The organism is Trichococcus pasteurii (assembly GCF_900112935.1).
Taxonomy (GTDB): domain Bacteria; phylum Bacillota; class Bacilli; order Lactobacillales; family Aerococcaceae; genus Trichococcus; species Trichococcus pasteurii.
In genome coordinates this window covers 1-15,228 of record NZ_FONM01000008.1, presented here as the reverse complement: position 1 = coordinate 15,228, position 15,228 = coordinate 1, and the positions used below count along the sequence as shown (strand labels likewise).

Sequence of the window (15,228 nt, the reverse complement as noted above, 5' to 3'; positions counted from 1 at the left end):
TTAAAAATGTTCACTACCGGACTGCGGTTTGGCGGTGCGTTTCCCCGCCAAATTGGGTTTGGAGGGCTATCTCGTATTGTCCGCGGACGTTTTTCCCCGCCATCAGGGTTTTGGCGGGCTATCTCGCGTTGCCCTTGGACATTTTGCCCCGCCAAAGGGATTTTGGCGGGCTATCTCTGCACATAAATACAAAAAAAGCTGTATCAAAGCCAGAAAATCCTGTTCTGGCTTTGATACAACTTCTATTCGTGGTGCAGTATACCGCGGATTCCTCGGACTTAACAAACCTCATCCTCCGTGTGACATTTGTCATTCCGATTATTTTAAAAGATTATCGATTTCTTTTTCGATGTCGACCAACTCATCATCAATTTTATTTTCATTCAAAGCATTCGTGATCAGATAATCGCATCTTTCAATGACATTGTTGTACTTTTTGAATTTCGGTTCAATCACCGCATTTTCGATGATATCATCCAGCACATCTTGTTTTAAGGAATAATTGCTCATGGCATCCTGATCCAGCAGCGCTTTGGTGCTGTCGCTGGCCATCACACTCTTCAAAGCGGAAGCCCCTTGAGAATTTTCAAATAGTTCCTGTTGAATTTCTTGGTCAATCGTCAAGGTTTCAAGAAATTCAAAGGCTAATTGTTGCTGTGTCGTTTTGGAATTTATGGCTATCAAAGAGGTGGCTATTTGGGAAGTCTTTTGATTAGCGGTTGTCCCCGGCATCGCCAAGCAACTCCATTTGAAAGTAGAATATTTACTGACGCGATAAGGATAGGGTTGATAGGTCCGGTATTGGGCAAACGTCAACGGGCAAAAAGCGACATTGCCTTTATCGAAGTCCTCTGACGATACTTGATAGCCCTTATTCAGATCCTTCAGTTTTTGAATATAGGATAAAGCTTCCCTTACATTGCTTTGATTCAGATTGCTTGATGCACCCGCCTCATCAAATAGACTGATGCCATAACCATTGACCGCATCTTGCCATTTGAAACCATAGGAGCCGTATTGATCAATCGTGCCATCACCATCAGTATCCTTGGTTACTTGTGCACATATCTGATAAAATTCTTCGATCGTCCAATTTCCCTCAGGTATAGCAATGCCTTCCTTTTCCAACAGATCGCGATTGACGCACATCATGGTCGGATTGATCTCATAGGGCAAGGCATATTGCGTATTTTGGTAACTGCCCGAACTGAGCGCACTCTCATAGAAGATATCGGTACTTACGTTGTTAGCTTTGATCAAATCATCCAACGGCATTAATGCCCCTAAAGAAGACAGCTTATTAAAATCTTCAGCCAATACCATAAAAACATCCGGTTGCTCCCCGCTGGCGATATTGGATGCCAACCAGGCTGAGTAATCTTGTTTCAAGATGCCGCTCTTATATTCTATCGTTACATTAGGATGTTCCTTTTCAAATTTTTCGATGGCATCATCAATCACTTTATAACTTTCCGCATTGTAGACATCCCAATTGCTGCCGGTGAACATCCCTAGCGTAATCGTGATTTCCCTCTGAGATCTGACAAACAGATAGATCATCAACAGAACGCAGCCTATCAAAGCGAAGAATAGCTTTTTCATTTTAGTCATGTTCATTACCGAAATCTTTTGTCGTTTGACCCGTTTGGACTGCCCAAATAGCCAGTTGTGTCCGATCCCTTAAATCCAATTTGGACAAGATGGTGCTGAGGTAATTCCGGACCGTCCCCTCCGACAGGAACAGTTTTTGCGATATTTCTTTGTTGGAAAGGCCGAATCCCACTTGTTGGATGACTTTCATCTCACGGTTGGAGATATCCGCAGCATTTTTGTCATCCACTTGGATCGCATAACTGCTGGTTGCCATTTGCGAGAATTTTTTGAACACTTTAGTGGCGATATCCGGGTTGATCATCGCGCCCCCATTGATGACGGTCAGAATGGCTTGGTGCAAGCCGTCCATGCTGACGCCTTTCAACAAATACCCGCTGGCGCCGTATTTTAAAGCACTGAACACAAATTCATTGTCATCGAAAGTAGTCAGGATAATGATTTTAATTTCAGGATATTGTTCCTTCACCATCTTCGTGCAGTAGACGCCATCCATTTTGGGCATCCGGATGTCCATCAGAATGACATCCGGTTTGCATTTCTTGATGCTTTCCAACACCTCAAAACCATCCGCAACAGTGGCTACAACTTCAAGATCGGGTTTCGTTGACAGGACAATTTCCAGGGACTGTCTTATCAACTCTTGATCATCGGCAATCATTACTTTAATCATAATTTATTCCCCTTTCGATCGGTATTTCTATGGCAGTTCTAAAACCGTTCTCGCCAGAAAATCTGATCGTACCGTTTAAAATCGATACGCGTTCACACATCTGCTTTAACCCATAACCACATTTAATGCTTTCACAGCCCGTACCATTATCTTGGATGATGATGACATATTCATCATCGTAGACGAACATATTGATTTCAATCTCTGTGGCGTGCCCATGCCGCAAAGCATTGGTGATGGATTCTTGGATCATCCTGAAAATAATGTCCTCTTTCGTATTTTCAATATCAACATTATCCCATTTGTAATATAAATCTATTTTCAGATTGGACACGCCTTCATATTCGGCAATCATTTTGGTCAACCCATCTTTTAGCGTGCTGTCTTCCAAAACGCCCGGGCGCAATTTATATAAGGAACGCCGCACATCTTTAATGCCCATCCTGACAACATCACTGACCAGCAGCAATTGCTGTTTCGTTTTTTCCGGGTCAATATCAATGATGGCAATGCAGGCATCCACACCCGCAGATATTCCGGTTAGAGCATGGCCCAGCGTATCGTGTATTTCTCGGGAGATTCTTTTCCGTTCGTTATCTTCACCGATTTTTTCAGTCAGATTGGCATAATTCTTCAATTCGACATTTACGCGTGAGACCATCGCCAATTGTTCTCCGACACGTTGTTTTTCTTTTTGTTGGACAAATAAAGAAGTTGCCAGAAAAGAAATGAAGCCTACGATATTCAGCGAGGCAAGGATATTTCTGAAGAACAAGATCAACGTTCTGGCTCCGCTGGGATAAAAATTGATATAGGTTTCAATCGATGGCATTCTGACAATGAGCGAAAGAATGGCATAATCAGAGATGATCAGCAGGCCAAAGCTGATGATCAGCAATGCCGGCCAATATTTAATTTTCTTTGTGTTGTACAAAATATCAGCGAACACCAATAACACGATACCATTGTAACTGCCGTTCAAAACGATTATCAACGTTATCATTACGATAATTTCCAGATAAATCAGCCAATAAACGATATAACTGTCTTTCGTGCGGAAGTACATGCTCGCCAGTAATACCAAGAACAACAGGATCGCCCCAAAAAAAGTCTTTTCCGGAGCCGGAGGGACATAAGACAGGTTTTCCAAAAACGCAGAGGCATATCCGTGGGCCTGCAAGTATTTTGTCGAAAGCAAAAAGATGGAGGCATTAAACAATACGATGATAAAATTCAGTAGCAATAAGGAATTATGAATATAAGCTATATGCTTCGTCTCTAAATTGATCATTATTGCCACCCCGAAATATCATATTCGCTGATGTTGTTCTTGGTTATTAAGGTAACCGGCACAACAATCGACTTCTCATATTTTTCATCATTAACAATTTTATAAGCTGCTTCAATCGCTTTAGCCCCCATCGTAGTAGGCGATTGTGCTGCAGTTCCCTGGACTTCATCACTGTCAATCAATAGTTTTTTCATATCCGGGGAACCATCCACGCCATAAACCAGTACTTCATGATTGATTTGTTTATCTTTTATTGCAGCCAAAGCGCCCAATGCACTGGGGTCATTTAAAGCCATCACAACATCGAAATCGATTTTTTTATCAATGATTTCCATCATTACGGGCATCGCGACTTCCGTTTGGCCCAAACACTCTTCACTTGCAACAACCGTATAATTAGGATTATCTTTGATCGTATCCAGAAAACCGTTGATCCGGTCAACAGACGATAAAGCAGCACTGTGTTTTAAAAGCACAATCTTTGCCGAAGACAGATTGCGCATCATATCCTTGGCACATTGCACGCCAGCATCATAATTATTGGACAAAACCGTCGTATCCGCAATCGTATCGTCATCCAGCTGCGCATCAATGACAATAATCTTGATACCTTTTTCTTTGGCTTTTTTCAAAGAATCATTCACTTTCGAATAATCAACCGGGTTGATGATCAATACATCAATCCCCATCTCGATCAAGTCATTGATTTGTTCGTTTTGTTTATCGACATCCAAAGCTGGATCACGGGTGTATAAGATATCCCCACGATCATTGATTTGTTTTTCTATTTCATCTGTTATGGCCTTGTAAAAGCTGTTGTTCATGGTCATATAAGTGGCTCCAAAAACAATTTTTTCACTGTCGTATCTGACGAATTTATAATTATAATAGATGGATGAAACCGCGATGACACAAACAGAGACAATTATAACCATCATTTTGCTTACATTTCGCACCCTATCATCACTCTCCTACCTCACAGTCTATATACTTTTGTCACATATCTGACTGCTCCCCATGGATAAATCCAGGGGGTTCCAAGGGCGGTTGGGACGTCACGGACCGTACTGGCGGCATTTCCACAAAAATGGGGATGTCGTTTTTCTATTTCCGTTCTATTCCCAATAGCCCGTAGACTTTCTCAACAAGGCGCCCAGTGGCACCATTAACGTTGAAGGCTCGCAGCTGAACCTTTTGGTTGCTATATCCATTTGTTAAGCAAATTGAAAGTCTCGCAGTCCGAAATTGCGGGACTGGCGTCCGGTTGATTGGCAGAGTGTCTGGATGCAGGTGTCGTGGTGCGCCATGAAGGTGGCGAACGTCGTGCTACATTTTTTGCGGTCAGTTTCATTGCGTGTCGGTTGGCTATTTTTCAGGAGGAATGCACTGTACAGATCCCGTTGGACAAGCTGCCCACCAACAAAGGTCGTACGTTCGTCACGTGTCTTTTTGATATACGTATCATTTGCGTGGTTATACTGGCTGGCACGGAATTTAAAGGTATCCACCTCGTACAGCGCACCCCCTTCTTGGGGTGCTTTTTGCTTCACGATGCCGACCAACATAGCCGGCGCATGATAGCCGATGGACTTGCCGTAGCGCCCCTTACGATTGAATCGCCCGCCTTTATTGACTGTGGTCTCTTTGGCCCGCTTCATCAATGCGCGGAAATCCATGGCCTCCACATAAACCTGATTACCCAGTGCCAGGATGGCATTGGCGGTTTTGTTGTGAGCTTCCTTTAAGTCCACCGCCCGACGGCGGTAGAGGTCCTTCAAGCGAAACATTATTTTCATGTAGTTCCTGCTCCGTACCCAGGTCAACTTGACCCCCTGCTTGACGGTGCCGTCGACATTAAAGTTGGCGGGGTTTGTTGTACGGCAACTCCGGTCCAGTTTTCGTTGCAACAGACGAATCGCGCGGTCATAGGACGCTCCTTCTGGAAATAATTCCTTCAAGATGACGCCGTCATCACCTGCCACCGCCACCGTAGAGGTGCCGATGTCGATGCCCACTTCCGCATTCGGAGCGGGTTTTCGGCGAGGCATCCCTGTATTATTGTTGCGTTTCACTGGCGGGATACCTTCCAACACCAGTTGCAGGAAGTACTGATTGCCGCCCTTGAACGCCTTGCGTACGATACGGCAGTATTTCACCCGGTGCAAGGAAAGGGATTCCTGAACAAATAAATCGTTGGCACGGATAGTGACGGGCAGAACCAGCCCGTTCCACTCCAAACGGTCGCCTTTGAAGCGTATGCCCGTAGCGTTCGACTTGCCTTCCAACGATTCCAGCTGTCCGAACTTTTTGAAGCGTACCTTTTTGCCTTTGCCATACAGAAGGGAGGACACACTTGTCCAGACCGTAGAAGCGATTTTCTGTGCTGTGAAGCTGTCGATATGCTTCTTATACGCCTCGCGCAGCCGTCCGATGTAAGCATGCAAAGCGTATTCCGTCATCCCGAAGGTCTTTTGGATAGCTTGCAACTCCTTGTTGCACGCGCTCTCATGTTTCTTGTCCTTTGCTTTGATAGCCAAGCGGCGTTCTGCCAGCACGTCTTGGTATCGACGGTTCTTATACAATTCTGTCAGCTGCGTCCGCGCATGGTATAAGACTTTATTATACAGTTTTTCAGCGATTTTGAAACGCTTATCCAGCACTGCTTGTTCATTTTGATACGTGACCAGTCGCAGCTCTACGACAAATGAAGCTGTTTTGCTTTTAGCCATACGTGTTCCTCCCTTCTTGATGATTACTTTGTATTTACTGGCGTTGTGAGGTCTTTTGGCTTTGGATGTATTGCTGAATCATTTCATGCGGTGCCCCACCCACCGTGGAAACGAAATAGCTGTTCGACCAAAGAGTGGGTAGCTTCGTCGTCAGTTCCTTAAACTCCTGTCTCAGCACGCGGGAAGATACTCCCTTGATGCGTTTGACTGCTTTGTGAACCCCGAATTGTGGGTCTATATCCAATATAAGATGAACGTGGTCTGGCATGATCTCCATTTCCTGAATTTCGACGGATAGAGCGGTGCACGTTTCTACAATGAGCTCCTTTAAGCGTGCCGCTACTGGTCCGACAAGGACCTTTCGCCGATATTTTGGACACCAGACAACATGGTAGGTACAAGAATAAATGACGTCATTATTTGATTTGTATATTTTATTTTCCATACACACATTATACATCAATCATATATATAATACAACCAAGTGCACGTCTTATATCCCCAAAGCTAAAGCAAGGGGCTTTACGACGCTCTTTCGGTAATTAATTTATGCGGGCGCTTTCTGAAAAGGTTGACCGAATCATTCTCGAAATACATATGAGGCACGTGTAGCTATGCCCCCAAAATAAAAACAGCAAGCCCTTAGTCACCGATCTGATGTCGGGAACTAGGGGCTTACTGGGTCTATCGAATTTTGCTGTAGAGAAGTGGCTATGCCTAGGGAATAATAGCGAAATCGTCCCAGAGAATTCAGTCGCTCTTGGCCTTCACCATTCGCTTCAAATCAAAGCTAATCGGTTTCAGGATTTCCATGCCGTCAAACTTCACTACATAAGTCCAGGAGCGGAGAGTGCGCACAAAAAAGAAATCGATCTATCTAGCCCATGGTGATGCCAAAAAGCTCTGTATGATTTTTACTTACCAACAGTTGGTTGCAGCGTTTTTTCACACGTGGCGTGACCGAATCGGGATGCTCACTTTCAAAGTGATACAATTTATTAATGAATCGTATCAATAATTCGTGCTCGGCTTCCTTGGTGAAATATGAGAGTAAATGCCGGATTTCTTGAGATTGAGCCACGTACTTGAATTTTTTATTTTTAACGACTGCATAATACATATTCACAAATTTTTTAAAGTTTTCTTTAGGATAGTCTGGATAAAATGCATAGAACATCCGCTTATACTTCCCTTGATTTTCTAGGTCATCCGCAATCATTTGACTATACTTAATCAAGCAAAGCGTTTGCTTTTCTTTGTTTACTTTACTTACTATGATTGGTTTGGCTTTCTTTCCTTTCGGTACAGCTGCTTTTTTCCCAGCACGCTTTTTGGTTTTTGGATATTTCTTAGTCGGAAATACCAAGAGATTAGCGTCGATAAAATTGCTGCCTCTTCTGCCTACACGAATTATGCTGTCTGACATTGTCTGGCTCCTTTCAAATACTAATAATCATACACCCCGCCAAAAATTATGCGCTTACATACCAATCCAATAAGTGTATCGGAACCTGAAAGCCCTGCGCCTAGGACTTTCAGGTTCCGATACACTTATTTTTTATATATTCTGAACGTTTTTAAATTTCTTGTCAGATTGATGCATGCATCCCGATATTACATTAATCAAATGTTATTTTGGAAGCAATATCGGAAATGTGATTTCGGTGCTCTTGTTCTCTTTTTCTTTCCAATTCTTGTCGATTCATTTGTTCCTCTAACATCCTACGTTCCTGAATATTCGCCGCATTCACCGCAAGTATAAGTGTAGCTTTATGATATTTTTCAACTTCTTCAATGGTAGTCCCGTTCAATACCACAGTTTTCCCAACCACACTGGCAATTCGCGGACGGTGCATGGTTGTAAAACGGGATGGATAATTCCAATTTTGAATAAATAGTTTTTCCCAAGTTCCACTTGGTCTTGCGCTTAATCCAAATGGAACTTTATAAAGAGCGCTGCCTTGAGTGCCATCCATTTTAGGTAATGTGACTTGATCAATAAGTATTCCTGTAATTTTTATATCTACATACTCATTGATACTATCAGACTCTTGCTTTTTAGCGGATACTGAACTTTGACTATATCTTTTTTTCCATGCTGGTGTTGTGTTTTCACCTTGATTTAACGTAGCAAGAAGATTATCCATCGATATCCCCTCAAATTTACCAGAACAGAACTCCACACCCATTTTTCCAATCAAGAAGGACGGTTGCGCTGATTCCCATGTCCCTTTCCTTAATACTGGGATAAATTTTCTTTTTTGCTGCTTTGCGTAGAGCTCTCCTGCAATCAAACTACTCTCGTAGCCTGCTCCACCGATTCTTTCGTCAGCTCGCCTTTTATATTCTGGAGTACATACTACTAAGATGTAATCTGCACTTCTAATTTGAACCTCCATATACTCAGGTAGCTCATCTCCTAGGACAAGATCATCCTGATCTAAAGCAACTTCAAAACCTTTAGATGAAAGAAAGTCTGCAAATTCTTTTACCCAACTTTTATGAGATTCATTATCCCAACTGTATGATATAAAGATGTTTCTCATCTTTTGATCCTCCACATAGCACAATTTTGATTTCAAAATATTAACACCAAATTTTCAAATTCATTAAACAACCCAAATAGACGGCAAAAAAGATAGCTGCGAAATTGACAATAAGATAATTCACCAGTAGTGAATTGATAGTAATCATGGGGGGGGAATTGAACTGCTACTTGATTCGGACTTCCCTCAGATACTCCGTGCTGATGAAATATTATTTGGCGTTTACCAATTCAATCTCCCCAAATCTCCGTCCTTTGTCAGTAGTTTGATTCCATCACAAAATGTTTCGTACAATGCATTTTCCTGTTCTTTTTGACCTTGCTTTCCTTGCAATACATCACCCAATGATTTTCTAAGAACTATTAATCTCCAGTGATCTTTTGGCTCAGGGAAATGAATCAGATCGAAATCACCATGGTTTTGGTTCAGTTTCTGAAAATAATCCGTGCATGCTTGAGTACTGGTAACTTGGGCGTAGCCTACTTCAGGAAGATCCACTAGGATAACAACATCAGGACCACCGTTCTTTTCGTTTAAAGGTTCTATCCCATGATTCGAATAATCCCACAGGATACCCGCAAAGATTCCCGGACTCCAATTGCTGTACATTTCAAGTCCTACTCTGCCCCATCGCTCCTTGCGGAAGATTGGTTCAGTAAAACCTTGCGTGTTGCAATGTTGTAAATTTTTGCACTTTGAATCCCATTCCCGGACTCTTAGATTTTCAACAAGATTATTGACAACATTTTTAAGCCCAAACGTTTCCCAATACCCCGCTATCGCCCCCGGAGTGATTTCTCCATATGTCCCGAGACTATTGTTCTGCATAAAGTTTAGTGTTTGGTCCAACATAAAATAATCAACTGAATCATCTACATAATTTTTTATTTCCATCTGCAGGAAATCCCGATATAAGCTGCTCCACAAAATACGTACGTCCGCCGGCTGTGTCCATTGATAAGTGCCTAAAGTAATCAGCACCGTATGGAATTGCCCCTTTCCTATGCTAGGCGCCATGCTACTGTAATTCATAATTTGATTTGGTGATAGCATACTGTAGATTTTATGCTCACAAATGAACCCATTTTCATTTACTTTAATCAGCAAATCAATCCGTTTCCCATTATCCAGCGTTCTTTGCGTCTCTACAGTGATGGTGTCAGAATCAGTTACAGTAAATGTGCTGTTCGGTATTTTTTTCAATAGGTACTCACAATACTTCAGGTCTAAACCTTTAACTTTTATCAGCAACCATGCAAACAATTGCGTCAGGTAATCCTCTTTGGGGTCTCTTTTGTCACTGGGCACATAAGATCTCAGAAAATCGAAAATAGTATCATTCATGGGATGGGCTCCTTTTTGGTTTATGGTCATGTTCTCCAGATGTTTTGATATTAATTCCTATACAACTTGGCCTGAACAGAATCAGGTAACTTCCCTAAGAAGTAATCCTCGATGACATCCCAGAATTTTTCTGTATAATTTCGAAGCTTTTCGTCTTTGGTTGCGCCTTCCTTCTCCATTTTAAAAAGATAGGACAACAGTTCAACACTGATATTGTGCCGTTCATGAACGCTTTTCAGAATCAGGTTGTTGTATTTTTGAGGGGCCTTAATAACTTTTTCTAATTGATATATGCTGTTTATGCGGATATAGATTTGCGGGGAATTTCCACTTATGATTTCATATGACAATGCTCCCGCTGCTTCAGCGACACCCAACAATACCTGTTCCAACTCTAGCTTCTCGTTTTTGCTGCTCCGTTGGGCATAAAAAACGAGCTTGTCATCATACTTATCAGCAAATTTTTCCCCATAGAATAAATCATTGATTGTTCTTTTCATTTGGTCAAAGTAGGTCATATAATGCGGAGTTACATTATATAGGTCACCGCGCTCATCACGAGCCTTTATGTACCCGGCATTCTTTATCTTGCTGACCTGTATAAGTGAATTCAGAAGTACACTACTCAAACCTAGTGCTTCAAATCTGTTTTGAATACCCAGCTTAGTTTGTAAAAATTCACTGATCATTTTTTCATTGAAATACGTTTTGGAATAGACTTTCCCTCGTAGAAATTCTTCCAGGGCAGCCAGCACGAGGTTTATACTCGCAATGACGGTTTGGACATCATTCTTTAAATAATTGATTTCTACGCCCATGGCAGGACTGATTTCTTTGAGAATCTTTTGATCCTTTAGTTCATCCACTTCTGTGTACATCTTATATTTGAATTGTGGAAAAGACATGGATGGATATCTGTCTTCCCATAATTGTTTGAAGTTCATCTGACAAATCGAATCATAATAGTCAGTATCAAGTTGCTTTTCTTCCGTAAAATACTTTTTCAGTTTTGATGACTCCAATAATTTTTTTCCTTTTTTTGAGAGAAAAACAAGCTCATTCCCATACATGGCTCTAGGCCTGGCAACAAATGGTGAATAGCTCAATTTTTTCGTGGATTCAAAATCTTTCTCGATCATCAATAAGGTTATTTTCAGCTTATTGTCGATATCCGAATCCTCTAATTCATTCTGATTGAATATGTATTTGAAATCATCGGCACTGACCACGATATTTCTGTTTTTCTTTTGCTCATAAAGAGAAACGATCTTTCTCATTACCTCAATCAATTGCTGTTTCTTTATAGTAGACATACCATGCAATCTCTTTACTTCTGTGAAATCTTGCGGCAAAAAATCGAACCAAGCATAACCTTCAGGCAAACTTCTCGCAGCTCTACCAATTTCTTGAATGTAATCTATGACATTTCCTGTAGGTGCATAATGATACACATTGTGGATGTCGGGTATGTCTATTCCCATCCCGAATGCTTTAGTCGCCAACATCACTTTAGCGTCACCGTCTTTAAATTCCTTTAGGCTCTCTTTTTTCTCATGTTTATCTAGGCTACCATAATAAAGCGCTGTCTTTTCCGCAACCGAAGAATAATTCTGCTTTAAATGACTGTTGAACATGTTCAAAGTTCTGACGGTAGGAAAATAGACAAGCGTTTTTTCCTTTTTGCGATCAAAGCTCGTTAAACGTTTGCCCATTATTTCAAATTTTGTTTTGATGTATTCTCGGGAATATTTTGTAAACTCTTTTTGTGATGACTGCACACACATGAGGATATCATCGCGTTTTACATAACCGAAATAAGCGATTGGATTGACCATGTTCAAGCTGTCTCTTGTTTCTAAGTACATGTCTTCTTTACCGCCGTATATTGCAGTCGCAGTAAAAGTCACGATGGGGAAAGTTTGCTTCTTCCTCATTTTTGCCAAGTAAGAACCCATATACCAGTAATCCGCACGGAATGATTTCCCCCAAGTCGTTACAATATGGGCCTCATCCACAACCAACAAGCCGACTCTTCGTTGTCCAATCAGCATCCCGATGTCCGAGCGACTTTGCAAAGTCTCCGTTGATATATACAGGATGTCTACCGTACCGGCTTGTACTCCCGAAATAATATCTTCTTTTTCCATTTGGGATAAGTTTGAATGGATCGTTTTAGCATTACTTATATTGCGCAGCTCCATACTTTTTACTTGATCATCCATCAAGCCAATCAAAGGCGAGATTACGATTGTTAAAAAACCGTCATCTTTAAACTTGTTGGCTAAATACAGCGCTGGTATTTGAAACATGACAGATTTTCCGGATCCAGTGGAAGAAGTAACATATACGTCTCGAAAACTTTGACCTTGGATAGAATTTTCCGATTGCTCAATGATATCATCAATAATCTGAGCTTGAGACACTTCAATCGTTTCTTTCCCCAATGTCTCAATGTCCTTGTACATCTTTAAATCTTTAAAAGAGTCATAACCCCAATAGGCCTTCAAAATTTCTTTGTATTCATTTTCGCGCTCGATTGTTCGTGAGTTTAATTGTTTCGTAGCCAGAAATATCTGGTATTCCTCCCCAGCAAGGTACTGTATGATTGCGATCCGCTCATCATAGTTGTTGGGCAAGCTCCCTCTTTCATCAGCAAAAAATATCCTGACTTTCTTAACTATATTTCCATTTTCCATTTTTTCGGTAAAATGAAGAAATTCATCTTCGCTATCGCCTAACTCAAATGAATATAGCTCCTCCTCGCTCGAATAATCATTTATTATAGGAACGACTTTCAAATTGCTTTTGTCGATGAATGGAATGATTTTATTGAAGTCTATTTTTGGGGCTTCATAGGTTACGTAATACTTTTCATTCGAGGCATTGTAGTAGATTTTCCCATAGTAAATCGAAACAGCATTTAGTTTCTCTTCCTGAGATGCAGAGATTTCCTCATCATCATTATGGTAAATTTCTTCATAAACCGCGAATATATCAGTCAACGTGTTTTGATAGGGGTATAATTTGTTGTACAGATTATTCTCAATGCATTCACATTCAAAAAAATCATAGAGGGTATCTTGTGCTGTCATAAATTCTTCGTAGGTACACCAATAATATTCTGATTCCGCTGCAGTTGCTTTAAGCACTATGTCCACTGTCATTTTCGCTTTATTTTTAAGTAATATTTCTAGGTTCTCATAGACAGGAAACTGAAACAGCTTATTACTTAAAGACTCAATCTGCGAGATGTCGAATCCTTTCAAGACATAGATTGTTTTCCTATCTGAGGTTTTTTGATCAGTTGAATAGTTTAGTAGTGTCTGGTCTGTTAGTATTTGAATCACAAGTAATCCCCCTTCGTAGCTAATAAAAAGTTCATATGATTTCTTATTTTCTCCAGAGCCTTTGATTCAATCTGTCGAATGCGTTCCCTGGTCACGCCAAATTTTTCTCCAATTTTCTCCAGAGTATGTTCTTCCTCGCCATCCAGTCCAAGCCTCATTTTTACAACACTGCATTCTCTCTCGGTCAAAGTATCAATCAACAAGCTATTGATTTCTTGCGCTACCGCTTTGCTGACCGTCAGTTCCTCAGGTGCTTTCAGTAATTCATTTTCTGAATCATCCGATGAGACAGCATGATTATTCTGGAGTAAGTCTATTAGCGCAGTATCCCCATCTGGACCTATGGCTTTATCAATACTGGACATATTTCGGTATTGATATTCGTACGTCTTGAGTTTCAAGTACTCCTCTTTATCAATCTCCAAAGCAGAGCAAATCTCCTCAATTGAATAGTTTGGATATTTGATTTGAAACTCACTCTCGACACGATTCAGTTTATTCAACTTTTCTCCTAAGTGTACAGGGAGTCGAATCATATATCCAAAATCCATGATATCTCTTGATATGCTTTGTCGTATCCAGTTCGTCGCATATGTGGAAAATTCAAAACCCATGTCGGGATCAAATCTCTCAATAGCTTTTAGAAGGCCTATATTCCCTGATATCATCAGGTCTTCCTCCGTTAAGCTGATCGAAGTATTGTGGCGCCTGTACATCTTCACAATTTTCCATACCAAACGTTGATTATTTTCTACGATTGCTTCCTTCAAAGCCTCTTGGTTATCCTGTTGATAGTCACGTATCATTTCTTTATTAAACCTAAAGTCACTTAAATCAGCATTTTGTTGCATGCTCGTGGAAAACTCTTCGGACTCCAAAAAATCATCAAGATCAAAATCATCATCCCAAGCCGGAGTATCCGTAAGGGTCTTACTTTGGTTATCCGCACCCAACTTGATAACGTTTGCATTTTCTTGATCAGGAGAAGTACCCACTCCCTGTTTATGGCCCATATGGTTTATGGCTTTTGTTGGCCAATTGCAGGAAAATCCATGTAAATTTAGCAGTTTTTTTAATTTTTCCTTATCCTGATACAGAACGGAATATGCCGATATATCATCTAAAATATGGTGGTCTTCAATTTTTCTGTAAAATTGTTGAATGTTATCAGGTATCACTTTGTCTGGGAAAATGATGGTTAGTTGCTCAGCTAGTTGACTATCCATTCCTATCACCTTCATTCAATTAATTTAATCAAAACTTGAAAAATATTAGAGTAATACTCAATTTTCCAAATAATAAAAAGAAGTCAAAATAATGCTAATTTGATTATATCAATAAATATCCACTTATAACCTGAATTCCCGGAATTTATAACGAGGGAAGGGCAACGCCTAACGCCTCGTATAATTCCTTCTGCTTCGTCGTAACCTCTCCCAACACGCGACCGTGCCCGGGGGCCTCAAATAATTCAATCATGTCCAGTTCGTCCAGTACACCTTGAAGGGTCCATTGGTTAAATAGCTCGGCATCCTGCATCTTCTTTTTCACGTAGGATAAGTAGATTAAGGCGATGAATTCCACAAAAAGCTTCCCATTCAGGGACAATTCGGATGAAACTTGCATTCTTCTGAAGTTGAGGCGCTCTTTTAAATTGCCGAAGGCTTTTTCAACAACATCCTTGCTG

General features: G+C 40.9%; 11 protein-coding genes and 1 pseudogene. All 12 read right to left on the bottom strand.

Annotation, left to right across the window (positions count from 1 at the left end; translation table 11 throughout):
* Positions 1–318: 318 nt before the first annotated feature.
* Positions 319–1,617, bottom strand: coding sequence for an ABC transporter substrate-binding protein (locus BM184_RS08080; RefSeq protein WP_310793417.1), 1,299 nt, complete (start codon positions 1,615–1,617; stop codon positions 319–321).
* Entirely contained in the window at positions 1,604–2,284 is a 681-nt protein-coding gene (locus tag BM184_RS08075) for a response regulator transcription factor (protein WP_086943260.1), read from the bottom strand. The genes BM184_RS08080 and BM184_RS08075 overlap by 14 nt, the downstream gene beginning before the upstream one ends.
* Positions 2,277–3,575, bottom strand: a complete 1,299-nt coding sequence (locus tag BM184_RS08070; RefSeq protein WP_086943259.1) for a sensor histidine kinase — start codon at positions 3,573–3,575, stop codon at positions 2,277–2,279. The genes BM184_RS08075 and BM184_RS08070 overlap by 8 nt, the downstream gene beginning before the upstream one ends.
* Positions 3,575–4,405 (bottom strand): sugar ABC transporter substrate-binding protein, encoded by an 831-nt coding sequence (locus tag BM184_RS08065; RefSeq protein WP_245830731.1) that lies wholly within the window; start codon positions 4,403–4,405, stop codon positions 3,575–3,577. Before BM184_RS08065 ends, BM184_RS08070 begins: the two co-directional genes overlap by 1 nt.
* A gap of 384 nt (positions 4,406–4,789) precedes the next feature.
* Positions 4,790–6,304 (bottom strand): hypothetical protein, encoded by a 1,515-nt coding sequence (locus BM184_RS08060; RefSeq protein WP_086943257.1) that lies wholly within the window; start codon positions 6,302–6,304, stop codon positions 4,790–4,792.
* 34 nt (positions 6,305–6,338) lie between these two features.
* A complete protein-coding gene (tnpA, locus tag BM184_RS08055; protein WP_086943256.1) occupies positions 6,339–6,749 on the bottom strand; it encodes an IS200/IS605 family transposase in 411 nt (136 codons plus the stop codon).
* A gap of 432 nt (positions 6,750–7,181) precedes the next feature.
* The gene (locus tag BM184_RS08050) at positions 7,182–7,730 is read right to left on the bottom strand and encodes a hypothetical protein (protein WP_086943255.1); all 549 of its coding nucleotides are present in this window, start codon (positions 7,728–7,730) and stop codon (positions 7,182–7,184) included.
* A 193-nt stretch (positions 7,731–7,923) separates the two neighbouring features.
* Positions 7,924–8,850: a TIR domain-containing protein gene (locus BM184_RS08045; protein ID WP_086943254.1), complete on the bottom strand. Its 927-nt coding sequence runs from the start codon at positions 8,848–8,850 to the stop codon at positions 7,924–7,926.
* Between the two features lie 222 nt (positions 8,851–9,072).
* A complete protein-coding gene (locus tag BM184_RS08040) occupies positions 9,073–10,194 on the bottom strand; it encodes a PD-(D/E)XK nuclease family protein (protein ID WP_177208598.1) in 1,122 nt (373 codons plus the stop codon).
* Between the two features lie 50 nt (positions 10,195–10,244).
* Positions 10,245–13,541, bottom strand: coding sequence for a helicase-related protein (locus tag BM184_RS08035; RefSeq protein ID WP_086943252.1), 3,297 nt, complete (start codon positions 13,539–13,541; stop codon positions 10,245–10,247).
* Complete coding sequence (locus BM184_RS08030) at positions 13,538–14,767, bottom strand: sigma-70 family RNA polymerase sigma factor (RefSeq protein ID WP_177208597.1); 1,230 nt, start codon at positions 14,765–14,767, stop codon at positions 13,538–13,540. The genes BM184_RS08035 and BM184_RS08030 overlap by 4 nt, the downstream gene beginning before the upstream one ends.
* Before the next feature lie 145 nt (positions 14,768–14,912).
* Positions 14,913–15,228, bottom strand: a pseudogene (locus BM184_RS08025) (IS1634 family transposase); the annotation flags it as partial.

Excerpts from the sequence above, each read along its gene's own strand:
- BM184_RS08060 (WP_086943257.1), bottom strand. The coding sequence starts at position 6,304 with ATGGCTAAAAGCAAAACAGCTTCATTTGTCGTAGAGCTGCGACTGGTC.
- BM184_RS08075 (WP_086943260.1), bottom strand. The coding sequence starts at position 2,284 with ATGATTAAAGTAATGATTGCCGATGATCAAGAGTTGATAAGACAGTCC.
- tnpA (WP_086943256.1), bottom strand. The coding sequence starts at position 6,749 with ATGGAAAATAAAATATACAAATCAAATAATGACGTCATTTATTCTTGT.
- BM184_RS08040 (WP_177208598.1), bottom strand. The coding sequence starts at position 10,194 with ATGAATGATACTATTTTCGATTTTCTGAGATCTTATGTGCCCAGTGAC.
- BM184_RS08050 (WP_086943255.1), bottom strand. The coding sequence starts at position 7,730 with ATGTCAGACAGCATAATTCGTGTAGGCAGAAGAGGCAGCAATTTTATC.
- BM184_RS08070 (WP_086943259.1), bottom strand. The coding sequence starts at position 3,575 with ATGATCAATTTAGAGACGAAGCATATAGCTTATATTCATAATTCCTTA.
- BM184_RS08065 (WP_245830731.1), bottom strand. The coding sequence starts at position 4,405 with ATGACCATGAACAACAGCTTTTACAAGGCCATAACAGATGAAATAGAA.
- BM184_RS08080 (WP_310793417.1), bottom strand. The coding sequence starts at position 1,617 with ATGAACATGACTAAAATGAAAAAGCTATTCTTCGCTTTGATAGGCTGC.
- BM184_RS08030 (WP_177208597.1), bottom strand. The coding sequence starts at position 14,767 with ATGGATAGTCAACTAGCTGAGCAACTAACCATCATTTTCCCAGACAAA.
- BM184_RS08045 (WP_086943254.1), bottom strand. The coding sequence starts at position 8,850 with ATGAGAAACATCTTTATATCATACAGTTGGGATAATGAATCTCATAAA.